The organism is Saccharomonospora xinjiangensis XJ-54 (assembly GCF_000258175.1).
Classification (GTDB): Bacteria; Actinomycetota; Actinomycetes; order Mycobacteriales; family Pseudonocardiaceae; genus Saccharomonospora; species Saccharomonospora xinjiangensis.
Window position 1 is genome coordinate 419543 of the sequence record NZ_JH636049.1, and the last position, 25768, is coordinate 445310.

The following is a 25768-nucleotide window of genomic DNA, read 5'->3' on the forward strand; positions in this document are numbered from 1 at the left end:
TCGGTATTGCCCGCAGCGCGCCGACGCGTTCACGGGCAGGACTCCCGCGCGGTGAGTCAGCGCTTGCGGGTCACCGCGCAGAACATCGCGTCAGTGCCGTGCCGGTGGGGCCACAACTGCACGAAGGGGCCGTCACCGAGGTCGGGAACATCGGGAAACAGTGGCCGCGCGTCGAGGATCTCCGCGCCGCCCCGGCGTGCCGCTTCCACGACGATGCCCTCGGTCTCGGCCAGATGCGGGGAGCACACGACGTAGGTCACCACTCCACCCGGACGCACCAGCCGGTACGCCGACGCTAGGAGTTCCCCCTGTAACCGGGTCAGCTCGGCGATGTCGCCGGGCTGCTTGCGCCACCGCGCTTCCGGCCTGCGCCGCAGCGCGCCGAGCCCGCTGCACGGCGCGTCCACGAGAATCCGGTCGTAGCCGGGATCGAGGCCGGGGTCTCTCCCGTCGGCGACGTGCACCGTGACGGGAAGATCATCGGTGACCTCGCGGACAAGCCGTGCCCTGTGCTCGGCGACCTCGACGGCGTCCACCGTGGCGCCCGACACCTGGGCGAGACTGCCGAGCACCACGGTCTTGCCGCCCGGTCCTGCACACAGGTCGAGCCAGCGCTCGTCGGGGCCGTCCGTCAGCGGTGCCGAGGTGGCCGCCACGGCCACCAGCTGGCTGCCCTCGTCCTGCACCGTGGCGATTCCCTCGGCGAGGGCCTCGGACTCCGCGAGGTCACCCCCGCCAGGAGGCAGGTGCACGCCGTAGGGCGAGTAGGGCGCCACGTCGCCGCCCGTGATGGCGGCCAGCTCGTCAGCGCTCACCACGCCCGGCTTGGCCAGCAGGTGCACCGCCGGACGCGCGTCGTCGGCCTCCAGCGCCGCCCGCAGCTCGTCGCCGGAGTCGCCGAGCGCTTCGGCGAAGGCCCGCGCGATCCACCGGGGATGGGACGTGCGCAGCGCGATCCTGGCCAGCGGGTCGGCGGTGTCGGCCTCCAGCTCGTCAAGCCACTGCCGCTCATCCTTCTCCGACACCCTGCGCAGCACGGCGTTGGCGAAACCGGCCACCCGCGATCCCGCTTCCTCGCGCACGAGGTCCACAGTGGAGGCCACAGCGGCGTGCGTCGGGATTCGGGTCCGCAGCAACTGGTATGCGCCGAGACGCAGCGCGTCGCGCACCGGAGTGTCCACTGTGTCCAGTGGCCGGTCCACGCAGCGCCCGAGCACCGCGTCGAGCAGACCGGCTGCCCTCGCCGTGCCGTAGGTGAGCTCGGTGGCCAATGCCGCGTCTCTGCCGGTGATCCGGCGTTGCCGCAGCAGCTCAGGCAGAACCAGGTTGGCGTAGGCGTCCCGGTCGGTGACCGCGCGAAGAACGTCCAGCGCGGCCCGCCGCGCCGGGTCGGTCACAGGAGGTTTGCGTGGACCCTGCTTCCGTGGCGCGGGACGGCGTCCACCCTGACCGCGCTGCCCGTGGCGGGGAGCCCGCCGCTCACCGGTCATGTCAGCCGTTCTCCCTGCTCGATCCTGCTGCCCCTGGCCCAATCCGTGGCCGACATCCGTTTCTTCCCCTGCGCCTGCACCTCGCCGAGCACGAGGGCCGAGGTGGCCGTGCCCACGAGCACACGGCGGCGTTCGACACGCACCTCCCCCGGTTCGAGGTCGGTGTACTCGCCTTCGGCGGGCATCATGGGTCCGAGCTTGATCCGCTGACCTCGAAACTGCGCCCACGCCCCCGGCTCCGGCGTCACCGATCGCACGTGGCGATCCACCGCCGTAGCGGGAAAACCGAAGGTGATCCGCGCGTCCTCGACCGTCACCTTCGGCGCGTAGGTGACGCCGTCGGCCGGTTGCGGAACGGCCCGCACGGTGCCGTCCTCGATGCCGTCCAGTGTGGACACCAGAAGCGCGGCTCCTGACAGGGAGAGACGGTCCAGCAGCTCACCGGCCGTGTCGGTGGGCTTCACCGGCTCGGTGACCGTGCCGAACACCGGCCCCGCGTCGAGGTCCCGCACGATCCGGAACGTCGTCGCGCCGGTGATCTCGTCGCCCGCCCTGACGGCCGCCTGCACCGGCGCGGCGCCACGCCAGGCGGGCAGAAGAGAGAAATGCAGGTTGATCCACCCGTGGGCCGGCACGGCCAGAGCGCTCTCCGGCAGGAGCGCCCCGTAGGCCACGACGGGGCACGCGTCCGGCGCCAGCTCGGTGAGCCTGGCGAGGAAGTCTTCGTCCCCGGGACGCCGGGGGGTGAGGACCTCGATGCCGTGTTCGTCGGCGAGTTGCCCGACGGGCGAACGCACCAGCCTGCGCCCCCGGCCTGCGGGAGCGTCGGGACGGGTGACGACGGCGACGACGTCGTGGCGAGGCGACTCGATCAAGGCACGCAACGACGGCACGGCAGGCGCGGGCGTTCCCGCGAACACGAGCCTCATCGGCGATCCGGAAAGGTCTGAGAAGGCGACATCGAGTCCAGTCTAGAGCGCCGTGTCCGCACCTCCCGTACCCGTGTCCGCACTTCCCGCACAAGTGTTGGCACCTCCCGCACGGGTGCCTTGACCCCACACACCTGGACCAGGTGGTGAGGCCGTCAGGCAGTTCACATCCAGCTTGCCGGTGCCGGGTCTTTCGTCACTCGAACTGCCAACACTCGTGCACGAACTGCCAACACATGTGCACAAACTGCGGACACGGGCGCCAAGTGCCAACACTGGTGCACCGGGTGCCAGCACTCGTGCACCAGGTGCGGACACGGCGTCACACCAGGGCAAGGGGGTCGAGCTGGATTCGCACCGGCTCGGTGGCCTTACGCGCATCCCGTACGGCGCGGACCGCGTGGACGGCCTCCGCCAGGGCCCTGCCGTGCTCCCTCGGCACGCGCAGCAGTGCGCGTTCCCGTTCGGCGCGTCCCTCCTCGTCGATCTCCCCGAGCGGAACGGGCCCGAGCACCTCGGCCGAGGGAGGAAGCGCGATCTCGTCGAGCAGGCCTGCCACCGCGTCGGGGGTGCCTTCCACACTCGCCATGCGAACCTGCGGCGGGAAACCGAGTTCCGCACGCTCGGCGAGTTCCAGCCCGGCGTGCCAGCCTGGGTCCCAGCGCACGAGCGCCTGCACCACCGGGATTCCCGCTTCCGCGCCAACGACCACGCGGCCACCGTCCCTCGCCGGGCGCACCAGCGTCGCCGCCGCCATCCAGCGGCGCAGCGTCTCCTCGGCGGCTCGCAGATCCTGGCGGCCGAGCAATGCCCAACCGTCGAGCAACAGCGCCGCACCGTAGGCGCCCTCGGCGACCGGTTCGGCTCCCGGCGTCGCCACGACCAGCGCGGGCCTGGCCGGTACGGCGGCCAGCACCTCCCCACCTCCGGATGTCCGCACCGCGACGCCGGGGAAAGCCCTCCCCAGTTCCTCGGCCGTGCGCAGCGCACCCACGACGACGGCCCGCAGCCGTTGCGACGCACACGCCGGGCAGTGGTATGCCGCGTCCGACACCCCGCACCAGCGGCAGCGCGGCGCCCCGCCTCCGCCCGGCAACAGCAACGGCCCCGCACACCTGCGGCACCGCGCGGGGGTCCGGCATCGCGCACACGCGAGCCCCGGAACGTAACCGCGCCGGGGGAACCTGCACCAGCACCGGCGCACCCGCCGACAGGCTGCCTCTCGCGGCCTCGAACGCTACGGCGGGCAGCCGCGCCGCGCGGGCCGCCTCGTCGCGGGCGACGTCGAAGTCCTCGCCCGTGGGTGTCACCCGGGGAGCCCGCGCGCGCAGCTCGTCGCGCGACGGTGTGATCGCGTGCGCCCAGCCGGTCTCGACCAGCAACTGCGCCTCGGCCGTCCTGGCGTGGCCCGCCACCAGCACCGACGCCGCGTCGGTGTGCGCGCGGAGCATGAGCACGTCCCGTACCTGCGGGTACGGGGCGTGCTGATCGACATGGAGGTCGTCGCCGTCGTCCCACACGACGTAGAGCCCTGGATCGGCGACAGGCGCGAACATCGCGGCGCGGGTGCCCACCACGATGCGCACCGCACCACGCACCACGGCGAGCCAGCGACGGTACCGTTCGGCGGGCCCGAGCCCCGCCGACAACGCCACGACGGCGTCGTCCCCCGCCAGGTCCGCGCAGGCCGCATGCAGGCGAGCCACGTCGCGGTGGTCGGGGACCACGAGCACGGCGCCCCTGCCGGTGGCCGCCACCGTGGTGGCGAGTTCGGCCAGCCTGCGTGGCCAGTCCTCGCCCGGCAGCGCCTGCCACACCGCCCTGGCCTGCCGTCCCTCCCGCACGGCTGAGACGAACGCGGCGCCGTGCACATAGCGGTCCCAGCCGTCCACATCCGGTCGCGGGGGCGGGGAAGCGGGCTCACGCGGGGGTTCGGCCTCGGCCTTCGCATGGCGTGGCGGGACTGCCAGCCGTACCACGTCCGCGAGCGTGCCACCGTAGCGTCGGGCGACCGCCTGGCACACCCGCAGCAACGCGTCCGGCAGCACCCTCTCGGCCGAGACGACCCGTTCCAGAAACGCGAGCGCCCGGGTGTACTCGGTGGTGGAGGCCCGCTCAAGCAGGTATCCGTCCACGAGCTTTCCCGCGAACCGCACCCGCACCCGGCAGCCCGGCACGGCGGAGTCGGCGAACTCACGCGGCACCTGGTAGTCGAAGGTTCGGTCGAGGTGGGCCAGCGGGACGTCCACCAGCACACGGGCGATGGGATCGACCTCGGCCGGTTGCCGCTTGCCCCTCCCCGACCGACGGGACTTCGCGCCGGGCCCCGCCTTCGCTCGCGACGCCGTTTGCGCGGTTCGCGGAAGTTCCCACAGCGGGTCGGGGTCCGAGCGGCTCATCGGTTCCTCTTTACCAGACCCGCCCGGCGGCCCCGTCACACCGACGGTCGGGCGGGACGCGCCGGCGGAACCGGCTTGCCCTGGGGAGTGAGCCACCGGTTGAAGAAGTCGAACACGGGTCGCTCCACGAACTTCGTCAGAGCCCAGCCCAGCACGATCGCCGTGGCGAACCACGCGGGCACCCAGCCCCACCACGGCAGGCCGAGGTCGGCGAGGTGCCTGGCCACGATGGTGCCCATCACGAAGTGCATGAGGTAGACGCCGTAGGAGATGCCGGCGAGCCAGCGGATCGGCCGCTCCAGCGCCGTGAAGACCCTGCCGTTCCAGGCCGGTTCGTAGGCCGCGACGCAGATGAGCACCATGGCCAGCGCATAAGGCTGCACGGCGTCGTTGTCCGGCGGGTGCAGGTCGTGAGCCAGCAGCACGGCGAGGAGCATCAGGTACAGCTCGGTGAAGCTCATCCGCTTCTTCGACCACCGGTAGATGGCGACGCCCGCGAGAAGCAGGTGGGCGCGGTTGAGGCCCGTGCCGTCCATGGCGATGGACAGCCACATCGGCACCATGTCACCCGGCCCCATGAACAGGTACCGCACCGCCAGTGGCACGAGCAGCACCAGCCACATCACCGCCGACGCCACCCTGCCCCGGACCCGTTTGCTCGCCGCGAGCAGCGCGATCGCCGTGAACCCGGCGACCTGCACGGGCACGGTCCAGTGCGCGAGGTCGATGTAGGCGATGTCGGGTACCAGCAGGTGCACGAGGGCGAGGTTGCCGAGCAGATCGCGGTAGGTGTGCCTCGGCAGTCCTTCCGGCGCGAAGAGCTGGGTCGCCGCGAAGATCACCAGCACCGCTACCCAGAACGCGGGCAGCAGGCGCGCCAGCCTGCGCAGCCACCAGCGCAGCGACGAATGCTTGCCGATCGTCATCGCCGCGAAGTAACCGGACACCGTGATCAGCACCGAGGCGCCGAACGGGAAGTCCATGCGCAGCGGTTCCGGCGGAAGATCGAGGCCGGGAAGATTCAGCGGCGCGAGCAACGTGGCATGAAAGGCCAGAACGGCGAGAATGCCGACGACCCTGATGACATCCCAGCTGATGTAGCGCGGTTTGCGCGGCCCGGCCTTATCCGGTCGTGCCGCCACCAGCGGGCTCGGCCTGACCTCCTGCGCCTGCACCATGAGTCCGGAAGTTTAGGCCACCACACCGGCCGTACCCCGCAGGGGTGGTGGCGTGCCGTCACGCTCCGGCAGCGTGCCGGAGGTCGTCGATGCGGTCGGTCTTCTCCCAGGGCAGGTCGATGTCGGTGCGGCCGAAGTGACCGTAGGCGGCCGTCGGGGCGTAGATCGGCCGCAACAGGTCGAGATCACGGATGATCGCCGCGGGACGCAGATCGAACACCTCGGTGATCGCGGCCTGGATCTTGGCGGGGTCCACCTTCTCCGTCCCGAACGTCTCCACGAACAACCCCACCGGAGCCGCCTTGCCGATCGCATAGGCCACTTGAACCTCGACCCTGCCCGCGAGGCCCGCGGCGACGATGTTCTTGGCGACCCAGCGCATCGCGTAGGCGGCCGAGCGGTCCACCTTCGACGGGTCCTTGCCCGAGAAAGCACCACCACCGTGCCGGGCCATCCCGCCGTACGTATCCACGATGATCTTGCGGCCCGTCAGCCCCGCGTCACCCATCGGACCACCCACCACGAACCGGCCCGTCGGGTTCACCAGGAGGCGCGCGTCCTCCTGGTCCCAGTTCATCTCCCGCAACACCGGCGTCACCACGTGCTCGGCGACGTCCACCGCGAGCAGCTTCTGAAGGTCGATGCCCTCGGCGTGCTGGCTGGAGATCACCACCGTGTCCAGCCGCACCGGACGGTCACCCTCGTACTCGATGGTCACCTGGGTCTTGCCGTCGGGACGCAGATACGGCAGCACACCCTGCTTGCGTACGGCCGTCAACCGGCGCGCGAGGCGATGAGCCAGCGCGATCGGCAGGGGCATCAGCTCGGGCGTGTCCGAGCAGGCATAGCCGAACATCAGGCCCTGGTCACCGGCACCCTGACGGTCCAGCTCGTCCACCTCGCCCGGATCGTGCTCTCCGATCCGCGTCTCATAGGCGGACTCGACGCCCTGCGCGATGTCCGGCGACTGCGAACCGATGGCGACGTTCACCCCGCAGGACGCGCCGTCGAACCCCTTGGTGGACGAGTCGTAGCCGATGTCGAGGATGCGGTCGCGCACGAGGGTCGGGATGTCGGCGTACGCCTCCGTGGTCACCTCACCCGCGATGTGCACCTGCCCTGTGGTGATCAGGGCCTCCACCGCGACCCGGCTGTGGAGGTCCTTGCTCAGCAGCGCGTCGAGGATCGTGTCGCTGATCGAGTCACAGACCTTGTCGGGGTGCCCTTCAGTCACCGACTCCGAGGTGAACAACCTGCGGTTGGACGCACTCACCGGACTCGCCCCATCCTCGATCGACGCGACAGAGTGTCTACCGGGGCAGCCTACTGGGCACGTCCACCCGCACGCACCAACTCCGACACGGCGTCCCACACAATGGTCGCCAGCTCGGACTTCGCCCCCAGGGGAATGCTCCGTTCGGCGCCGTCGGAGGACAGTAGCCACCCGGTGTTCTCGTCCACCTCGAACGCCCTGCCCTCGCCGACGGCGTTGAGCACCAGCAGATCGACGCCCTTGCGCTTCAGCTTGGCCCTGCCGTGGTCGAGCACGGTGCCGTGCGCGTCGCCCGTCTCCGCAGCGAAACCCACGAGGAGCTGGCCGGGACGCCGCCGCCGCACCAGACCCGCGAGGACGTCGTTGTTGCGGGTCAGCACCACTGCGGGCGCCGAATCGTCATCCGTCTTCTTGATTTTGTGCTCGGCGCGATCGGCCGGGCGGAAGTCCGCGACGGCGGCGGCCATGACGACGACATCGGCGTCCGCCGCCGCCGCGTTCACGGCCTTCTCCAGCTCCTCGGCCGTCGAGACCCGCACCACGCGCGTCCCAGCGGGATCGGGCAGCGCCGCCGTGTGTGCGGCGACGAGTGTCACCTCGGCACCCCGCTGCGCGGCGACCCTGGCGAGCGCGTAGCCCTGCTTGCCCGACGAGCGGTTGCCGAGGAAGCGCACCGGGTCCAGCGGCTCTCTCGTCCCTCCCGCCGACACCACGACCCTGACGCCGTCGAGATCTCTCGGCAGCGCCGTGGGTCTCGCCAGCAGCAGGCGGGCGAGATCGACGATCTCCTGCGGGTGGGCGAGGCGGCCCTTGCCCGTGTCCTTCCCGGTCAACCGGCCAGAGTCCGGCTCGGTGACCACCACGCCCCGCGACCGCAGCAGCGCCACGTTGTCGCGCGTGGCGGGATGCTCCCACATCTCGGTGTGCATGGCGGGGAAGAACGCGACAGGGCACCTCGCCGTCAGCAGCGTGTTGGTGAGCAGGTCATCGGCGAGTCCGTGCGCGGCCTTGGCCAGCAGATCCGCGGTCGCGGGGACGACCAGCACCAGGTCGGCCTCCTGGCCGACGCGGACATGCTGCACCTCGGGAACCCGGCTGAACACCCCGGTGTCCACCGGGTGCCCCGACAGCGCCTCGAACGTCGCCGCCCCGACGAAGTTCAGGGCGGAGGCGGTGGGGACGACGCGGACGTCGTGCCCTGTCTCGGTGAGTCCCCGCAACACCTCGCACGCCTTGTAGGCGGCAATACCGCCCCCGACACCGAGGACGACTCGCGGCCGTGTCGTCACCGGCGGACTACTCGCCTTCGGTGTGCTCCAGCAGACCCGAGTGGATCTCGCGCAGAGCGATCGACAGCGGCTTCTCCCTCGGGCCCGGCTCCACAAGCGGGCCCACGTACTCCAAGAGCCCCTCACCGAGCTGCGCGTAGTAGTCGTTGATCTGACGGGCGCGCTTCGCCGCGTAGATCACGAGGGCGTACTTGGAGCTGACCTTCTCGAGCAGGTCGTCGATGGGCGGGTTGGTGATGCCTTCGAGCTGCTCACCCTGCGGACCCAGCGTAATCGCGGTCACTGACTGTGCTCCGTCTCGTCGCAAGCGGTGGTTCGGCCAGTCACCAAGCTTAGCAACTGGCGTGCGGCGGTCCGCACATCGGCGTTGACGATGCGCTGGTCGAACTCGTCCGCCGCCGCGAGTTCACGTTCGGCCTCGCGCAGCCGTGCGCGCACGGCGTCGTCGTGTTCCGTGCCGCGCCCGGTGAGCCTGCCGACCAGTTCGTCCCAGGACGGCGGCAGCAACATCACCAACTGTGCGTCCGGCATCGCCTCGCGCACCTGGCGCGCGCCCTTGAGTTCGATCTCCAGCACCGCGGGGCGGCCCTCCCGCAGCATCCGTTCGACAGGTTCCCGGGGTGTGCCGTAGCGGTTGCCCGCGAACTCGGCGTGTTCGAGCAACTCCCCGCCGCTGGCCATGGTCTCAAAGGTGCCGCTGTCCACGAAGTGGTAGTGCACCCCGTCCACCTCGCCCGCACGCGGCGGCCGGGTGGTGACCGACACGCTGAAGTAGATGTCGGGGCACAGCCTCCGCAGCTCCGCCACGACGCTCGACTTCCCGACCCCGGACGGCCCCGAGACGACGGTGAGCCGGTGCCGTGGGCTCGCGCCCGGCACCGGCTCACCGTTCACCACGCGACCTGCCGACCGGCCTGCCGCGTGAGAGCCGCGGTCCTGCTCACTCACTCGCCGCTGAACTCGGCCAGCAGCGCCTTGCGCTGCCGGTCGCCGAGGCCACGCAGACGACGGCTGGTCGCGATCTCCAGTCGCTCCATCGTCTGCTGCGCACGCACCTTACCCACGCCCGGCAGGGCCTCCAGCAGAGCGGAGACCTTCATCTTGCCGAGAACCTCGTCCTCGTCGGCCTGCTTCAGCACCTCGGCGAGGGTCGTACCGCCGCGCTTGAGCCGTTCCTTGAGCTCCGCGCGAGCGCGACGGGCGGCGGCGGCCTTCTCCAGCGCCGCAGCACGCTGTTCCTCGGTGAGCTGGGGAAGTGCCACGTTTTCCTCCGGTGTTACTCAGAAAATTCTGGGTGGGTGTGGCGACCGTACCCACCCTCGACCTTGACTCTCAATGCGGGGGTGGCGCCGACCGCAGGTGTCACCGGAAGTCCTTTCCGGCGACACTGAACCGGGTCACGACTGGGAGCCGTGATCCGCGGCCAGAGACGACACTACTCACGACAACACTGCCCGTTGCCGGGCAGTGCGGCCGGAATCCGTTGCTCTGCCTGTCGCGCCGTAAACCCCGCCTGACGCCACGAAACGTAGCGTAGTGCAAGATCAAAATATGGTCGGACCTGGGCTTGTTCGCGAGCCGGTCAGGACGAGGGCAGAATGGCCGCAAGACTGTCGGCCGCGCGCCGCGCCGCCGAGAGCAGCGCATCGGGAGAGGGCCCGTGGCGCAGCACATCACGCGACGACGCGGGCAGCAGCCCGCGCAATCCCGCGCCGAACACCCGCCGCACATCCTCCGCCGTGGCCCCCTGCGCGCCGAACCCCGGGGCCAGCACGGGGCCGTTGAATGTGTCGAGACGCACCTCACCTGGCCCGACGGTGGCCCCGACCACCACGCCGACGTCGCCCAGCGGCTCGGCACCGGCGTTGTACCGCGCCGCGGCGTCCACAACGGACTGTGCCACTGTGGTTCCCGAAGAGTCTCTCGCCCGCTGCACGGTGTGCCCCTCCGGATTGGACGTCCTCGCGAGAACGAAGACTCCCCTGCCCGTGCTGCGGGCCTTGGCCAGCGCGGGCTCCAGCGAACCGAATCCGAGGTAGGGCGACACGGTGATCGCATCGACCGCCAGCGGGGCGCCGTCGGCGAGATAAGCGTCGGTGTAGGCGGCCATCGTGGAGCCGATGTCACCCCGCTTGACATCCAGCAGAAGGAGCGCACCGGCCTGCCTCGTGGTGGCGAGAACCCGTTCCAGCACAGCGATTCCCGCCGATCCGTACGTCTCGAAGAACGCCGACTGCGGCTTCAGCACGGCGACGGAGCCCGCGAGTGCCTCCGTCGCCGTCAGGGCAAAGCGTTCGAGACCGCTCGCGTCAACGGGCAGCCCCCACGACCGCAGCAGCTCCGGATGCGGGTCAACACCCACGCACAGCGGCCCTCGCTCGGCGACGGCCTCGGCCAGCCGCGCGCCGAAAGGGCGCGCGGCTGTGTTCTCCGCACTCACGCGCCCGTCACCTCGCGAACGGTGGCCTGGAGTTCCTGCAACGACCGCGCGACGATGTCACCGCGGATCAGTGCCTCGATGCCGTGCACGGCCGCGGCGGCACCCTGCACCGTGGTGATGCACGGGATTCCCCGCGACACCGCCGCCGTGCGGATTTCGTAGCCGTCCACCCTCGGGCCGCTGTTGCCGTACGGAGTGTTAATCACCATGTCCACCCCGCCGTCGAGGATCACCTCGACGATGTTGGGCTCGTCCGGTGTGCTGCCCTGGTAGTGCTTGCGCACCACCGCGCAGTCGATTCCGTTGCGCCGCAACACCTCCGCCGTTCCCTCGGTGGCCACGACCGCGAACCCGAGGTCGGCGAGCCGCTTGACGGGGAACACCAGCGACCGCTTGTCGCGGTTGGCCACCGACACGAACACGGTGCCCTGCGTCGGCAGCGACCCGTACGAGCCCGCCTGCGACTTGGCGAACGCCTCACCGAAGGACAGATCGACGCCCATCACCTCGCCCGTCGATTTCATCTCGGGGCCGAGCAGTGAGTCAACGCCGTGGCCCTCGGGGGTGCGGAAGCGGTGGAACGGCAGGACCGCCTCCTTCACCGCCACAGGGGAGCCAACAGGCAGCAGCCCTCCGTCGCCCTCGGCGGGCAGCACGCCCCGTGCGCGCAGATCGGCGATCGACGAACCGGTCATGAGCAGCGCCGCCGCCTTCGCCAGCGGCACCGCGGTGGCCTTCGACACGAACGGCACGGTCCTCGACGCCCTGGGGTTGGCCTCCAGCACGTAGAGAACGTCGTCCTTCAGCGCGTACTGGACGTTGAGCAGCCCTCGCACGCCGATGCCCTTCGCGATGGCCTCGGTCGAGCGGCGCACGGTCTCCAGATCGGTGTGGCCCAGCGTGATGGGCGGAAGCGCGCACGCGGAGTCGCCGGAGTGAATCCCGGCCTCCTCGATGTGCTCCATCACCCCGCCCAGGTACAGGTCCTCACCGTCGTAGAGCGCATCGACGTCGATCTCGATGGCGTCGTCGAGGAAGCGGTCCACCAGCACCGGGTGTTCGGGCGTCACCTCCGTGGCGCGCTCGATGTAGCCGCGCAGCGACTCCTCGTCGTAGACGATCTCCATGCCCCTGCCGCCCAGCACGTAGGACGGGCGCACGAGCACCGGGTAGCCGATCTCGTCGGCGATGCGGCGGGCACCGTCGAACGACGTGGCCATGCCGTACTTCGGCGCAGGCAGCCCCGCCGCTGCGAGCACGTCGCCGAACGCCCCGCGTTCCTCGGCGAGGTGGATCGCCTCGGGCGGCGTGCCCACCACGGGAACGCCCGCGTCGGCGAGCCGCTGGGCGAGTCCGAGCGGCGTCTGGCCGCCGAGCTGCACGATCACCCCGGCGACCTCGCCCGACTCCTGCTCGGCGTGCACGATCTCCAGCACGTCCTCGAACGTGAGCGGTTCGAAGTACAGGCGGTCGGAGGTGTCGTAGTCGGTGGACACCGTCTCCGGGTTGCAGTTGACCATCACGGCCTCGAACCCGGCTTCCCGCAGCGCCAGCGCGGCGTGCACGCAGGAATAGTCGAACTCGATGCCCTGGCCGATGCGGTTCGGCCCCGAGCCGAGGATGAGCACCTTCGGCTTCTCACGCTGCGGCGCGACCTCGGACTCCGCGTCCGGGTCCGACTCGTACGCCGAGTAGTGGTACGGCGTCCTCGCCTCGAACTCCGCGGCGCAGGTGTCCACGGTCTTGAAGACCGGGCGGACACCCAGCCGGTGCCGCAGCGCCCGCACGCCGTCCTCACCGGCCAGTTCGGGCCGCAGTGCCGCGATCTGCCGGTCGGAAAGGCCGATGCGCTTGGCCTTGCGCAGCAGGTGTTCCTCCAGCACCGGCGCGTCGCGCACCTGCGCGCCGACCTCGCCGATGAAGGCGATCTGGTCGATGAACCATGGGTCGATGCCGCTGGCCTCGTGGATCTGCTCGACCGTCGCACCGAGGCGCAGGGCGCGCTCCACGGTGTAGACGCGGCCCTCGTGGGGCGTGCGGAGCTGGTCGAGCACCGACTCCAGTGTCGCGCCCTCGGGGTCCGGCCTCGTCCAGAACCCGACGGCCTTGGTCTCCAGCGAGCGCATGGCCTTGCCCAGCGCCTCGGGAAAACTGCGGCCCAGCGCCATCGCCTCGCCGACACTCTTCATCGTCGTGGTGAGCATCGGGTCGGCTCCGGGGAACTTCTCGAACGCGAACCTCGGCATCTTGACGACCACGTAGTCGAGCGTCGGCTCGAACGACGCGGGCGTCTCACCGGTGATGTCGTTGGTGATCTCGTCGAGCGTGTAGCCGATGGCGAGCTTGGCCGCGATCTTGGCGATGGGGAAGCCCGTGGCCTTCGACGCCAGGGCCGACGAGCGCGACACCCTGGGGTTCATCTCGATGACGACCATGCGGCCGTCCTCGGGGTTGACGGCGAACTGGATGTTGCAGCCGCCGGTGTCCACGCCGACCTCGCGCAACACCGCGATCCCGACATCACGCATGTGCTGGTACTCGCGGTCGGTGAGCGTCATCGCGGGCGCCACGGTGACCGAGTCGCCCGTGTGCACGCCCATCGGGTCGAGGTTCTCGATGGAGCACACGATCACCACGTTGTCGTGGCGGTCGCGCATCAACTCCAGCTCGTATTCCTTCCACCCGAGGACGCTCTCCTCGATGAGCACCTCGGTGACCGGGCTCTCTTCAAGGCCGAACGACGCCATGCGTTCGAGTTCCTCCGGCGTGTGCGCCATGCCGGACCCGAGCCCGCCCATGGTGAACGACGGCCGGATGACGACGGGGAGGCCGAGTTCCGCGACGGTCTCGCGCACCTCCTCCATCGAGTGGCACACGGCGCTGCGCGGCACCCCGCCGCCGATGGCACGCACGATGTCCTTGAACTTCTGCCGGTCCTCACCGCGCTGGATGGCGTCGATGTCGGCGCCGATCAGCTCGATGCCGTACTTCTCCAGCACGCCGCGCTCGTGAAGGGCCACAGCGCAGTTCAGGGCCGTCTGCCCGCCGAGCGTGGCGAGCAGCGAGTCGATCGGCCTGCCCTTCTCCTGCTCGGCGACGATCACCTTCTCCACGAAATCCGGCGTGACCGGTTCGACGTAGGTGGAGTCGGCGAACTCCGGGTCGGTCATGATCGTCGCCGGGTTGGAGTTCACCAGGCTCACCCGCAGGCCCTCCGACCTCAGAACACGGCATGCCTGGGTGCCGGAGTAGTCGAACTCGGCTGCCTGGCCGATGACGATCGGCCCCGACCCGATCACGAGCACATGCTCGATGTCAGTGCGCTTGGGCATGGCGGGCCTCCATCAGGGTCACGAAGTCGTCGAAAAGGGAGGACGCGTCGTGCGGGCCTGCCGCGGCCTCCGGGTGGTACTGCACGGAGAACGCGGGCACCTCCTCGCAGCGAAGGCCCTCGACGGTGCCATCGTTGGCGCAGTAATGGCTCACGTGCGCCTTGCCGAACGGGGAGTCGAACTGCTGGCCGGGCTCACCTTCCAGCGCGAAGCCGTGGTTCTGCGAGGTGATCGCGACCCGGCCCGTCGCCGCGTCGAGAACCGGGATGTTGATGCCCCGATGGCCGAAGCGCATCTTGTAGGTGGAAAGCCCCAGCGCCCTGCCGAGGATCTGGTTGCCGAAGCAGATGCCAAACAGCGGCAGCTCGCGCTCCAGCACGCGGCGCGTGAGGTCGATGGCGTGGGCTTGCGTCTCGGGGTCACCGGGGCCGTTCGACAGGAACACCCCGTGCGGATCGACGGCGAGCACGTCGTCGAGGCCGCTGCCCGCAGGCAGCACGTGCACCTCGACACCCCGCCTCGCCAGTTGCCTCGGCGTGTTCGCCTTGATGCCGAGGTCCAGCGCCGCCACCCTGAACCGGGTCTCGCCCTCGGCCCGCACCACGTACGGCTTCGCCGTCGTGACCTCGCCCGCGAGGTCGGCGCCCTTCATCGCCGGGCTCGACAGCACCTGCGCGACCATGTCGTCCTCGGTGGCCAGCGCGTCACCGGAGAACACTCCCGCGCGCATGGCGCCGTGCTCCCGGATGTGCCGGGTGAGCGTGCGCGTGTCCACCTCGGCGATGCCCACGACGCCCTGTTCGGCGAGGGCGTCGTCCAGCGACCGCGTAGACCGCCAGTTGGACGGCACCCGCGAGGGGTCGCGCACCACGTAGCCCGCCACCCAGATGCGGTTCGACTCGTCGTCCTCGTCGTTCCACCCGGTGTTGCCGATCTGCGGCGCCGTCTGCACCACGATCTGCCGGTGGTACGACGGGTCGGTCAGCGTCTCCTGGTAGCCGGTCATGCCGGTACAGAAGACGGCCTCGCCGAGAGTGCGCCCTCGCGCCCCGTACGCCGTCCCCCGGAAAACCCGGCCGTCCTCGAGAACGAGTGCGGCGGCGTTGTGACCATTCGTGCCGGTCATACCTGGGCACCTCCCTTGGCCTTCTCGATCCACTGCGGGTAGACGGAGAGATCGTCACCGCGAAGACCGGTGTCGAGCTCGACGTCTCCAAGGCGCCACGTGATCACCAAGAGGCTCTCGGTGCCCATGACCTTGCCCGCCATTCCTTTGGCCGTACCGACGCCGACGATGCGCTCGCGCGGAATCCAGAAACCCGGAGCACCGGTGCGATCGACCTCGATCCCGCCGTCGTGAAGCCGCAGCACCGCGGGTCCACGCAGACCGGCGCCCCTGGTGACGATGCGGTCCTGCCAGTGCCCCGACATCGTCGTGCTGACGTAGAGGCCGCGAGTTTCGAGCAGCACCTCGCCCCGGTCGGCGGGAACCTCGGGAAACGGCGGGATACGCACGCTCTGGGCGCGGGCCTTGCGCCGCCAGCCGCGCCACATGCCGTAGAGGCAGAGCGCGAAAACGGCGAAGCACAGCAGTGTCAGCAAAAGCCTGTCCATCACACAATCTTCCCTTCGCGCGAGGTCACACGCCCGCGCAGCAGCGTGGCCGTGACCACAGCGGGGAGGCGAAGCCCTTCGTACGGCGTGTTGGCCGCGCGGCTCGCCAGCCCGGCACCCCGGACGGTCCACTCCGCATCGGCGTCGATCAGCACCAGGTTGGCCGGCTCGCCCACAGCCAGGGGCCTTCCCTGATCGGGCAGACCGACGATCTCGGCAGGCCGCTCGCTCATGACCCTGGCCACACCACGCCAGTCGAGCAGTCCGGGACGCACCATCGTCTCGGCCACCACCGACAGCGCGGTCTGCAAGCCCAGCATGCCGGGACGCGCCGCCGCCCACTCGGTGTCCTTCTCCTGCGGCGCGTGCGGGGCGTGGTCGGTGGCCACGCAGTCGATCACGCCGTCGGCCAGCGCCTGCCGCATCCGCAGGACGTCGGCCTCCGCCCGCAGCGGCGGATTCACCTTGTTGACCGGGTCGAACGTGGCGAGCCGCTCGTCGGTGAGCAGCAGGTGGTGTGGCGTGACCTCCGCCGACACCTCGGTGCCCTGGTCCTTGGCCCAGCGCAGCACGTCCACGGTGCCTGCCGCCGAGACGTGGCACACGTGCAACCTGGCGCGCGCGTGCCGCGCCAGCACACAGTCCCTCGCGACGATCGACTCCTCCGCCGACGCAGGCCACCCCGCGTACCCGAGCCTCGCCGCCCTCTCACCCTCGTGCGCCTGCGCGCCGACGGTGAGACGCGGCTCCTCCGCGTGCTGAGCCACCACGACCCCGAGTGCGGTCGAGTACTCCAGCGCCCTGCGCATCAGAAGCGGATCGGCGACGCAGTGCCCGTCGTCGGAGAACATCCGGACCCCGGCGACCGAGTTCGCCATCGTGCCCATCTCGGCCAGCCGCTCACCCGCGAGCCCCACCGTGACGGCGCCGACCGGGTGCACGTCCACGAGCCCGACCTCGCGGCCCCTGCGCCAGACGTGATCGGTCACCACCGCGTTGTCCGCCACCGGGTCGGTGTTGGCCATCGCGAACACGGCCGTGTACCCACCGAGCGCGGCCGCGGCCGAACCGGTCTCGATGGTCTCGGTGTCCTCCCTGCCGGGCTCACGCAAATGCGTGTGCAGATCCACGAAACCCGGCAGCAGAACCTGCCCCGCGCCCTCGATCACCTCGGCGCCAGAAGGCGGCTCAATCTCTCCGATCCTGCTGATCACCCCGCCGGAGACGAGCACATCGACCGGCTCACCCTCGCCGTACGGGCGAACCTGCCGCAGCAGCACAGTGGTCATGACTCATCGCCTCCGAATCCTGCGCGGCCCACCCGGCCGGCGCCCGCAACTGCCAAACGATCCTCAGTCACGGTCGCCTCAGCGTTCCTGCGGGACACCCGCACCCGGTCGGCGCCCGCAACTGCCAAACGATCCTCAGTCACGGTCGCCTCCGTCTCCCGCCAGGAGGTGGTACAGCACCGCCATCCTCACGTGCACGCCGTTGCGCACCTGTTCCGTGATCGCCGCGTTCGGCGCGTCCGCCACGGCCGAGGCGATCTCCATCCCCCGCAGCATCGGTCCCGGATGCAGCACCACGGCGTGCTCGGGCAGCAGCCGCGCCCTCGCCTCCGAAAGCCCGTAGGCGAGCGAGTACTCCCGCGCCGAGGGGAAGAAGCCCCCGTGCATGCGCTCCGCCTGCACGCGCAGCATCATCACGGCGTCGGCGGCAGGCAGAGCGGAGTCCAGGTCGTGGGACACGGTGACCGGCCATGCCTCGACCCCGACCGGCAGCAACGTCGGGGGCGCGACCAGCGTCACGTCGGCGCCGAGTGTCGAGAGCAAGTGCACATTCGAGCGAGCGACCCTGCTGTGCAGGACATCGCCCACGATCGTCACCCTGCGCCCTTCGATGCCGCCGAGCCGTTCCCGCAGCGTCGCCGCGTCGAGTAGCGCCTGGGTGGGGTGTTCGTGCGTTCCGTCCCCCGCGTTGACCACGCTGGTGCCGGTCTCGGCCAGCCAGCCCGCGAGCCGGTGCGCCGCGCCCGAGGCGGGGTGCCGCACCACGACACAGTTCGCGCCCGCCGCGGCCAGCGTCAGCGCGGTGTCCCGCAGCGACTCGCCCTTGCCCACCGAGGACGAGCTCGCGGAGACGTTCACCACGTCCGCGCTCATCCACTTACCCGCGATCTCGAACGAGACACGGGTGCGGGTCGAGTTCTCGTAGAACACCGTGACGACGGTGCGCCCGCGCAGCGTCGGCAGCTTGCGAACCTCCCTGCCCAGCAGGGTGCGCTTCAACTCGCTCGCCGTGTCGAGCACCGCGTTCGCCGTGGCGGCGTCGAGATCGTCGGCGGACAGCAGGTGCTTCATCGGCGCTCCCCCAGCAACACCGCGTCCCGGCCGTCCACCTCGTCGAGCAACACGGAGACGTCCTCGGAGCGGGAGGTGGGCACGTTCTTGCCCACGTAGTCGGCCCGGATCGGCAGTTCCCTGTGGCCACGGTCCACGAGAACCGCGAGCTGCACCGCCCTCGGCCTGCCATGATCACGCAGCGCGTCCAGCGCCGCCCTGATGGTGCGGCCGGAGAAGAGGACGTCGTCCACCAGGATCACGATCCGGTCGTCGATCCCGGTGCCGGGAAGCTGGGTCTGCGCGAGCGGCCTCGTGGGCCTGCGGCGGAGGTCGTCCCGATAGAGGGTGATGTCGAGGGTGCCGAACGGCACCGCCACCCCGGAGAATTCAGTGATCTTCGCGCCGAGGCGGGTGGCGAGGGGCGCTCCCCTGGTCGGGATGCCCAGCAACACGGGTGGAGGCATGTCCTCGGCACCCAGCGCGGTCTTTTCGATGACCTGATGGGCCATTCGGGCGATGGTGCGCGCGACGTCACCGGCCGAGAGCAGCTCCCGCTCAGCGGCCGATCCTGTCGCGTCACGCGGTCGTGACGCCACGGAGGGTCTCCTTCCCCGCCTCACGGGACGGGTCCTTAAAGGATGTTCTTTTCGCTGGTTCCGCAGGTGAACCTTCCCGAAGGTAGCAGGCGAGGAACCTCGCCCTTACGGGTGGTCTGTCTCGGTGAGTAACCCCAGGCGGCGATGATCTGCTTGACCTGGTGACGACGAGGCGTAACCATTACTCTGAGTATTCGGGTCAAGAGTTCCCTGTCGGTCAGCGGTGGCCGCATCGGGGCGAGGAAACGGAGAACCACCACATGGGCGATTACGCCAAGGCGCTCGGGGCCAAGCTCCGCGGTATCCGCCAGCAACAGGGTCTGTCCTTGCACGGAGTCGAGCAGAAGTCTGGTGGCCGCTGGAAGGCCGTCGTCGTCGGCTCCTACGAGCGGGGCGACCGCGCGGTGACCGTACAGAAGCTGGCCGAACTCGCCGACTTCTACGGTGTTCCTGTGGTCGAGCTGCTGCCGGAGGGCAGGGTGCCGTCCGGAGCGGAACCCGCCACCAAGATCGTGATCAATCTGGAGAGACTCCAGCAGCTCCCGGCGGAGAAGGTGGGGCCGCTGGCCCGCTACGCCGCCACCATCCAGAGCCAGCGCGGTGACTACAACGGCAAGGTGCTGTCGATCCGCACCGAGGATCTGCGGTCACTCGCCATCATCTACGACATGACTCCGGGTGAGCTCACCGAGCAGCTGATCGAATGGGGTGTGCTGCCCCCGGAGGCCCGCCCTTCCACGGAGGAATGAAGCGGCGCCGTACCGAGGAAACACCCGCGGCTCGACCGCGGTGACATCTCGCGGCTCGACCGCGGTGACATCTCGCGGCTCAGCCGCCGAAACATCTCACGGCTCAGCCGTGGTGAAGATCGCGCCCTGCCCGGACGCCAGGCCGCGCGGTCCTCGACGTCCGAACCCGCCCGCGCCCCGGCTTCCCGGGGCGGGACGGTCGTCAGAGGACCGCGCGCAGCCGGTCGGCGATCGTGCCGATACGGCCGAGTACACCGTTGACGAAGCGCGGAGAATCGTCGGTTGACAACTCCTTCGCGATACCGACGGCCTCGTCGATGGCCACCGGGTCGGGCACGTCTTCCGCCCACAGCAGCTCGTACAGGCCGACCCGCAGCACCGCGAGGTCCACGGGTGGCATGCGCTGGAGCGACCAGCCCTGGGCGTGCTCCGCGAGCACCTCGTCGATGCGCTCACGGTTCTCACTGACGCCCTCGACCAGCGCGACCGTGTAGTCGCTGACCGGGTCGGCATCGACGGACCCGACCCGCTCCGACAGCAGCGTCACGGCATCGGTGTCACGCAATGCCGCCTCGTACAGCAGTTCCACCGCGCGCCGACGGGACGCGCGGCGGCTGATGCCACCTCGGCGGGCAGGCTGGGAGGAACGAGACTCGTCGTTCACCGTGGTCGTCGCCGTCCGGGTTCAGGCGCGGCCGAGGTAACGGCCGTCGCGGGTATCGACCTTGACCTTCTCGCCGCTGCTCAAAAACAGCGGAACCTGGATCTCGGCACCGGTCTCCAGCGTGGCCGGCTTCGTGCCACCGGTGGACCGGTCACCCTGCAGGCCCGGGTCGGTGTGCTCGATCGTCAGCTCCACCGAGGTCGGCAGCTCCACGTAGAGCGGGGTGCCCTCGTGCATGCCGATCTGCACCTCGGTGTTCTCCAGCAGGAAGTTGGCCGCGTCGCCGACCAGGTCGGCCGAGATCTCCATCTGCTCGAACGTCTCGGCGTCCATGAACACGTAGTCGGAGCCGTCGTTGTACAGGTACGTCATGTTCCTACGGTCCACCGTGGCCGTGTCCACCTTGGTGCCCGCGTTGAACGTCTTGTCCACCACCTTGCCGCTGATGACGTGCTTGAGCGTCGTGCGGACGAAGGCACCGCCCTTGCCGGGCTTGACGTGCTGGAAACTGACGACGGACCACAACTGGCCGTCCAGGTTGAGGACCATGCCGTTCTTGAGGTCGTTGGTGGTGGCCACGAGTGTGCGTTCTCCTGTGTCGGGTGGGGCCGCGACTAGGCGACCACGAGTTCCTTGGTGCTCATGGTGAGGAGCTCGGGAGTGCCCTCCCGCACGACGAGCGTGTCCTCGATGCGGACGCCACCGCGTCCCGCCAGGTAGACCCCCGGCTCCACGGTGACCGCCATGCAGGCCGACAGTGTACCGGCGCCGGTCTTCGCCAGGCTCGGCGCCTCGTGCACGTCCAGCCCCACGCCGTGGCCGAGGCTGTGCGTGAACTGCTCACCGAATCCGGCGTCGTCGATCACGGTCCGTGCCGCGGCATCCACGGCTGACACCTCATGCCCCGGCCGCACCGCCTCGGTGCCCGCGGCCTGCGCCGCGGCGACGAGCGTGTACAGGTCCCGCTGCCACTGCGCTGGCTCGCCGAGCACGATCGTGCGAGTCATGTCCGAGTGGTACCCGTCCACGACGGCGCCGAAGTCGAGTTTCACGAAGTCACCTGCCGCGAGCACGGCACCGGTAGGCCGGTGGTGCGGGATCGCCGAATTGGCTCCCGCGGCGACGATCGAGGGGAACGCCACGGCATCCGCACCGTGATCGGCCATGCGGTTCTCCAGCTCGCGCGCCACCTCGCGTTCGGTGCGACCGGGTCGCAGCCCGCCGTGCTCCAGCAGATCGGCCAGTGCCCGGTCCGCCACCGCGCACGCCGCGCGCAGCGCCGCGATCTCGGTGTCGTCCTTCACCTCGCGCAACCGTTCGACGAGGCCGGGTCCCCTCACCAGCAGCACCGACTCCGCCGCGTCGGTGAACGTCGCGTGCTGCTCGACGCTGACGTGCTGGCTCTCGAAACCGACGGCACGGCCCTTGCCCAGCCGGTCGTCCGCCTCGGCGACCAGCGCGAGGGCGCTCGGCCGCTCGATGATCCTGCGCAGGTCGGGCACCTGCGCCTCGGCCTGCGTCGTGTAGCGGCCGTCCGTGCAGAACACGGTGTCCTCGTCGCCGCCCTCGTGCACGAGCAGCGCGGCGTTCGACCCCGTGAAGCCGGTCAGGTAGCGGATGTTGCGCAGGTCGGTGACGAGCAGAGCGTCGAGTTCGGCGTCCTGGATTCGCTGTCGGAGAGCGCGGCGTCGCGCGGCGTGGATCTCGGGCACCGGGCCAGTCTAGGCCCGCCGCACCCACCGGCGGTGATCATGGTCGAACGGTTCCCGCGCCGGTGATCGATCAGTACAGTGACGCAGATGCCGTCCTGGATTCCGCGCGGACTCGGCATGGCCCTCCTGCATGCCGCTGCCGCCGTCGCCACCGCGAAGTTCGCCGTCTTCCAGCCGACCGACCACACACTCGTCGCCGCGATCGCGCTCGCCGTGCTGGTGGGCACCGTCGCGCTGTGGAGCGCCATCGACGCCTGGACCGGCCTCGCCGGGGCAGGGCGATGCTGGTTCATCGCCGCGCTCGTCGCGGGTGCGGGCTCCGGCGTCCTCACCGTCGCGGGCAAGGCCGTGTTCGTCGATCGGACCGGCGTGAGCGCACTCGCCTCCGCTCTCACCGGAGGAGCCGCCTTCACCGCGTTGCTGGTTCTCGTGCCCGCCGGGCTCGGGCTGCTGGTCGGACGGCGCCTCGCCGCCTCCTACCACGCCGGGGACGGCGAACCGGAGCGCGAGGAGGTCCCCCGGCGGCCACGGCCACGCCCGCACCGCGAGGCCGGGGCGGCTCACTGACCGAGCACGGGCCCCTTCGGGTAGGTCTCCCACTGCTGCGGCGTGATCTGCTCGACCGGTGAGTCGTTGGCCTCCAGCGCCTCCAGTGCTTCGGCGGAGGTCACCGGCCACAGCGTGCCGTCCAGCACCACGCCGAGTCCCTTGCCAGGAGCGTGGACCGCGCGAGCACCGGCCGTGAGCCTTCCCGCCACGGGAAGGTCATCGAGCACGGGAGGCCGTTCGTCGAGCACCGTCCCGGCGAGTGCGGTGGCCACCGATCGCCGGTCGATCCGCAACACCCTGCCGCCCACCACCAGGTCCATCGTGCGCGCCGGCGAGGGCACGGCGAGCCCGTCGAGCACCGCCGCCGCGCGCGCGGGATCGCCGCACGCGTCGAAAAGGACGTCCACACCATGGTGGCGGAGATCGGTCGGCGCACCGGCCTGCCCGATCACCGACGCGTGCACGACGTCGAACGGCACCCTGCCGCACACCTCCGTCCTCGACAGCGGGGCGTGGCCGTCGGGCCTGCGCACCAGGCCAGGCCCCTCCTCCCACCGGCTCCGGATGAGCACGGGATGGTACGGCTGGGCCGTGAAGTCGCGGTTCCAGAACGTCAGCGTCGTGCCGTCGGCGGTCTGGTGGGCGATGGCGAAGGCGCCGAGGGCGTCCACCCACACGAGATCGGCACTGAACGCGTCCACGACCGACCGCGTGCGCGGACCCGAGGTCCCCGCCGCCGTGGCGAACCCCTGCGGTCCCAGTACCTCGACGCCGTTGGCGAACGCCGGGTCCTGCGACCTCAGCACGAACTGGCCCGCTCCGTTCCAGCCCGCGGCGCTGCCCGTCGTGTCGGTGAACATGAGGTAGAACCAGCCGTCGAGATACACCGCAGAGGGCTGGCCAGCTCCGTAGGTGTTGTCCCGGTGCGTCTCCCGCGCCGGTGTGACGATCGGGGTGGCACTCGCTCTGGTCCACTGTAGACCGTCCCGGCTGGTGGCGAGGCCGATGGCGTTGCCGTGGGCGTGGTCTCCCGCCGCGCCCGTGTAGTACAGGTAGTACGTCCCGTTCACGCGGAGCACGGACGGATCGCAGGTGTGCATCGCGTCGAACCGGCCGGGGTGTCCGGAAAACACGGCGCGGGGGATACCGCCGTCCGGCCCCGCGAACGGGCCTGACGGGGAATCGGCCTCCGCGTACAGGATGTCGTCGCCCGCAGGCGGCGCGCTGCCGTATTGGCTGCACCACCACATCCGCACCGTGCCGCCGTCGGCCAGCACGGTCGGGCCGTAGTTGTAGACCGCGTCCGCTCCCCCGGCCGCGACGACCTGGCCACCGCCACGCCCGCCGTCGAGCGCGAGCGTGCGAGGCTCGATCGCCGGAGGCCGGGGTGATCCCGTTGTGGCGGCTGAGCCTGCCTGCGGCACGCCGGGGGCTGCCTCGCCCACCGTGCACGCGCTCGACACACCCACCGTGACGAGCGTCAGCACGGCACCGAGAACCCGCGCGCCAACGGGCCCGCGACGACGGCGTGTGCCCATGGTGAACCGCCTCGCCTCCACTTCCGCGTCACCTGCCCGCACCACACGATCCCGCGGCACAGCTCGCGACGGGACCACACGATGTCGAAAGAGCCGAAAGGACTTCCCTAGGAACGCGAGGCCGTTCAGCCCGCGTTGGCCGCAAGCCAGCGCAGCGCGAGCCGATAGCCGTCCACCCCGAGCCCTGCCACGACGCCGGTCGCGATGTCGGAGAGAACGCTGTGGTGGCGGAAGGGCTCGCGCGCGTACACGTTGCTGATGTGCACTTCGATCCACGGGGCGCGCAGCTGTGCGGCGGCGTCACGCACGGCGATCGAGTAGTGCGTCCACGCTCCGGCGTTGAGGATCACCGGCGCCGCCGCGTCGGCGGCCTCGTGCAGCCAGCCCACGAGTTCGCCTTCGTGGTCGGTCTGGCGCACCGTCACGTCGAGACCGACCTCCGACCCGGTCTCGGTGCAGAGCCGCACGAGGTCGGCGTAGGTGGTCCAGCCGTACACGCCGGGTTCGCGAGTGCCCAGCCTGCCGAGGTTGGGGCCGTTCAGGACGTGAACGCCCGCGGCGCTCGTCACAGCAGTACTCCCCCCTCGCCTGCCGCACCGGACGCGATGGCGGAGTAGGCACCGGCGAGCAGTGCCGGGTCGGGGCCCTCCAGCCTGCCGGGCTTGGCGAGGGCGTCGAGGACGACGAACCGGAGCGTGCCGGAGCGGGTCTTCTTGTCCGCGTGCATTGACTCGATGAGCTGGGGCAGCGCGTCGGCGTCGTACGTGGTGGGCAGGCCCAGTGCCGTGAGCACGGCGGCGTGCCGGTCGGCCGTCGCGTCGTCGAGCCGTCCCGCGAGCCGGGCGAGTTCGGCCGCGAACACCAGGCCGACGCTCACCGCGGCACCGTGCCGCCAGCGGTACCGTTCGCGGCGTTCGATGGCGTGCCCGAGCGTGTGACCGTAATTGAGGATCTCGCGCAGGTCACTCTCCCGCAGATCAGCCGCGACGACGTCGGCTTTCACCTGGATCGAGCGGCGCACCAGCTCGGCCAGCGTGTCACCGGCTGGATCGACGGCGGCGGCGGGATCGGCCTCGATCAGCTCGAGGATGCGGGGATCGGCGATGAAGCCCGCCTTGACGACCTCGGCCATGCCGGCGACGAGTTCGTTGCGGGGCAGGGTTTCCAGGGTGGTGAGGTCGGCGAAGACCACCGACGGTTCGTGGAACACGCCGACGAGGTTCTTGCCCGCGTCGGTGTTGATACCGGTCTTTCCGCCCACGGCGGCGTCAACCATGCCGAGCAGGGTGGTCGGCACGTTGACCAACCGGACGCCCCGCATCCACGTCCCCGCCACGAAACCGGCGAGGTCGGTGACCGCTCCTCCGCCGAGCGCCACGACCACTCCCCTGCGGTCGAGACCGATACGCCCCAGCACCTCCCAGCAGAAGTCGGCCACGGACAGCGCCTTGCCGTCCTCCGCGTCGGGGATCTCCACCCGGTGGGCGTCCAGACCGGCCTCCACCAACTCGCCGCGTACGGCCTCGGCCGTGGTGGTGAGCGTGGGCTGATGGATGATCGCGATCTTCGAGGCGTCGCGCACCGCTTCGGTGATCTCGCCGAGCAGCCCGCGTCCCACGACGACGTCGTAGGGCTGCGCGGTGTGCACCGGGATCCGGACGGGTTCGGTCATGT

23 protein-coding genes and 1 pseudogene are annotated in these 25768 nt (G+C 70.4%); 2 read left to right on the forward strand and 22 right to left on the reverse strand.

The features are described from left to right. Window positions 1-56 precede the first annotated feature (56 nt). From SACXIDRAFT_RS01395 to pyrR, 16 genes and pseudogenes are all read right to left on the reverse strand, one after another. A complete protein-coding gene (locus SACXIDRAFT_RS01395) occupies window positions 57-1490 on the reverse strand; it encodes an RsmB/NOP family class I SAM-dependent RNA methyltransferase (RefSeq protein WP_006236665.1) in 1434 nt (477 codons plus the stop codon). Continuing rightward, a complete protein-coding gene (fmt, locus tag SACXIDRAFT_RS01400) occupies window positions 1487-2419 on the reverse strand; it encodes a methionyl-tRNA formyltransferase (RefSeq protein ID WP_006236666.1) in 933 nt (310 codons plus the stop codon). Before fmt ends, SACXIDRAFT_RS01395 begins: the two co-directional genes overlap by 4 nt. 322 nt (window positions 2420-2741) lie before the next feature. After that, window positions 2742-4818, reverse strand: a pseudogene (locus tag SACXIDRAFT_RS01405) (primosomal protein N'). A 35-nt stretch (window positions 4819-4853) separates the two neighbouring features. Beyond that, a complete protein-coding gene (locus SACXIDRAFT_RS01410; RefSeq protein ID WP_006236668.1) occupies window positions 4854-5996 on the reverse strand; it encodes an acyltransferase family protein in 1143 nt (380 codons plus the stop codon). Between the two features lie 58 nt (window positions 5997-6054). Further along, a complete protein-coding gene (metK, locus tag SACXIDRAFT_RS01415) occupies window positions 6055-7269 on the reverse strand; it encodes a methionine adenosyltransferase (RefSeq protein WP_006236669.1) in 1215 nt (404 codons plus the stop codon). A 50-nt stretch (window positions 7270-7319) separates the two neighbouring features. Next, window positions 7320-8558, reverse strand: coding sequence for a bifunctional phosphopantothenoylcysteine decarboxylase/phosphopantothenate--cysteine ligase CoaBC (gene coaBC, locus SACXIDRAFT_RS01420; protein WP_006236670.1), 1239 nt, complete (start codon window positions 8556-8558; stop codon window positions 7320-7322). Between the two features lie 7 nt (window positions 8559-8565). After that, window positions 8566-8841 (reverse strand): DNA-directed RNA polymerase subunit omega, encoded by a 276-nt coding sequence (gene rpoZ / locus SACXIDRAFT_RS01425; protein WP_005455670.1) that lies wholly within the window; start codon window positions 8839-8841, stop codon window positions 8566-8568. Further along, complete coding sequence (gmk, locus tag SACXIDRAFT_RS01430; protein ID WP_006236671.1) at window positions 8838-9506, reverse strand: guanylate kinase; 669 nt, start codon at window positions 9504-9506, stop codon at window positions 8838-8840. The genes rpoZ and gmk overlap by 4 nt, the downstream gene beginning before the upstream one ends. Next, complete coding sequence (mihF, locus tag SACXIDRAFT_RS01435; RefSeq protein WP_006236672.1) at window positions 9503-9820, reverse strand: integration host factor, actinobacterial type; 318 nt, start codon at window positions 9818-9820, stop codon at window positions 9503-9505. The genes gmk and mihF overlap by 4 nt, the downstream gene beginning before the upstream one ends. A gap of 320 nt (window positions 9821-10140) precedes the next feature. Continuing rightward, window positions 10141-10998 carry an orotidine-5'-phosphate decarboxylase gene (gene pyrF, locus SACXIDRAFT_RS01440; RefSeq protein WP_006236673.1) on the reverse strand — a complete coding sequence of 286 codons (858 nt, stop codon included), beginning with the start codon at window positions 10996-10998 and terminating at the stop codon, window positions 10141-10143. After that, complete coding sequence (gene carB, locus SACXIDRAFT_RS01445) at window positions 10995-14330, reverse strand: carbamoyl-phosphate synthase large subunit (RefSeq protein ID WP_006236674.1); 3336 nt, start codon at window positions 14328-14330, stop codon at window positions 10995-10997. The genes pyrF and carB overlap by 4 nt, the downstream gene beginning before the upstream one ends. Continuing rightward, window positions 14314-15456 (reverse strand): glutamine-hydrolyzing carbamoyl-phosphate synthase small subunit, encoded by a 1143-nt coding sequence (gene carA / locus SACXIDRAFT_RS01450; protein ID WP_006236675.1) that lies wholly within the window; start codon window positions 15454-15456, stop codon window positions 14314-14316. Before carA ends, carB begins: the two co-directional genes overlap by 17 nt. Continuing rightward, window positions 15453-15944 (reverse strand): PH-like domain-containing protein, encoded by a 492-nt coding sequence (locus SACXIDRAFT_RS01455; RefSeq protein ID WP_006236676.1) that lies wholly within the window; start codon window positions 15942-15944, stop codon window positions 15453-15455. The genes carA and SACXIDRAFT_RS01455 overlap by 4 nt, the downstream gene beginning before the upstream one ends. Next, window positions 15944-17233 (reverse strand): dihydroorotase, encoded by a 1290-nt coding sequence (locus SACXIDRAFT_RS01460; protein ID WP_006236677.1) that lies wholly within the window; start codon window positions 17231-17233, stop codon window positions 15944-15946. The genes SACXIDRAFT_RS01455 and SACXIDRAFT_RS01460 overlap by 1 nt, the downstream gene beginning before the upstream one ends. Before the next feature lie 135 nt (window positions 17234-17368). Continuing rightward, window positions 17369-18304, reverse strand: a complete 936-nt coding sequence (locus SACXIDRAFT_RS01465; RefSeq protein WP_006236678.1) for an aspartate carbamoyltransferase catalytic subunit — start codon at window positions 18302-18304, stop codon at window positions 17369-17371. Next, a complete protein-coding gene (pyrR, locus tag SACXIDRAFT_RS01470; RefSeq protein WP_006236679.1) occupies window positions 18301-18882 on the reverse strand; it encodes a bifunctional pyr operon transcriptional regulator/uracil phosphoribosyltransferase PyrR in 582 nt (193 codons plus the stop codon). The genes SACXIDRAFT_RS01465 and pyrR overlap by 4 nt, the downstream gene beginning before the upstream one ends. 260 nt (window positions 18883-19142) lie before the next feature. Between pyrR and bldD the strand changes: the two genes are divergently transcribed. After that, window positions 19143-19631, forward strand: a complete 489-nt coding sequence (gene bldD, locus SACXIDRAFT_RS01475) for a transcriptional regulator BldD (RefSeq protein ID WP_005463630.1) — start codon at window positions 19143-19145, stop codon at window positions 19629-19631. A 202-nt stretch (window positions 19632-19833) separates the two neighbouring features. Here bldD and nusB read toward each other — a convergent pair whose 3' ends face one another. From nusB to SACXIDRAFT_RS01490, 3 genes are read right to left on the reverse strand one after another with little or no spacing between them, the layout of a single operon-like run. Next, window positions 19834-20295 carry a transcription antitermination factor NusB gene (gene nusB, locus SACXIDRAFT_RS01480; protein ID WP_006236680.1) on the reverse strand — a complete coding sequence of 154 codons (462 nt, stop codon included), beginning with the start codon at window positions 20293-20295 and terminating at the stop codon, window positions 19834-19836. Window positions 20296-20316: 21 nt separating this feature from the next. After that, window positions 20317-20874 carry an elongation factor P gene (gene efp, locus SACXIDRAFT_RS01485; protein ID WP_006236681.1) on the reverse strand — a complete coding sequence of 186 codons (558 nt, stop codon included), beginning with the start codon at window positions 20872-20874 and terminating at the stop codon, window positions 20317-20319. 35 nt (window positions 20875-20909) lie between these two features. Then, window positions 20910-22007 (reverse strand): M24 family metallopeptidase, encoded by a 1098-nt coding sequence (locus tag SACXIDRAFT_RS01490; RefSeq protein WP_006236682.1) that lies wholly within the window; start codon window positions 22005-22007, stop codon window positions 20910-20912. A gap of 117 nt (window positions 22008-22124) precedes the next feature. On the opposite strand from SACXIDRAFT_RS01490, the gene SACXIDRAFT_RS01495 reads away from it, so the two are divergent. Next, window positions 22125-22574, forward strand: coding sequence for a hypothetical protein (locus SACXIDRAFT_RS01495; protein WP_006236683.1), 450 nt, complete (start codon window positions 22125-22127; stop codon window positions 22572-22574). On the opposite strand, the gene SACXIDRAFT_RS01500 is transcribed toward SACXIDRAFT_RS01495, so the two are convergent. The 3 genes from SACXIDRAFT_RS01500 to aroB all read right to left on the reverse strand — a co-directional run bounded on the left by SACXIDRAFT_RS01500 (window position 22568) and on the right by aroB (window position 25766). Beyond that, window positions 22568-24094 (reverse strand): glycoside hydrolase family protein, encoded by a 1527-nt coding sequence (locus SACXIDRAFT_RS01500; protein ID WP_006236684.1) that lies wholly within the window; start codon window positions 24092-24094, stop codon window positions 22568-22570. The genes SACXIDRAFT_RS01495 and SACXIDRAFT_RS01500 overlap by 7 nt on opposite strands. A gap of 125 nt (window positions 24095-24219) precedes the next feature. Then, window positions 24220-24663 carry a type II 3-dehydroquinate dehydratase gene (aroQ, locus tag SACXIDRAFT_RS01505; RefSeq protein WP_006236685.1) on the reverse strand — a complete coding sequence of 148 codons (444 nt, stop codon included), beginning with the start codon at window positions 24661-24663 and terminating at the stop codon, window positions 24220-24222. Next, window positions 24660-25766: a 3-dehydroquinate synthase gene (aroB, locus tag SACXIDRAFT_RS01510; RefSeq protein WP_006236686.1), complete on the reverse strand. Its 1107-nt coding sequence runs from the start codon at window positions 25764-25766 to the stop codon at window positions 24660-24662. Before aroB ends, aroQ begins: the two co-directional genes overlap by 4 nt. Window positions 25767-25768: the final 2 nt, after the last annotated feature.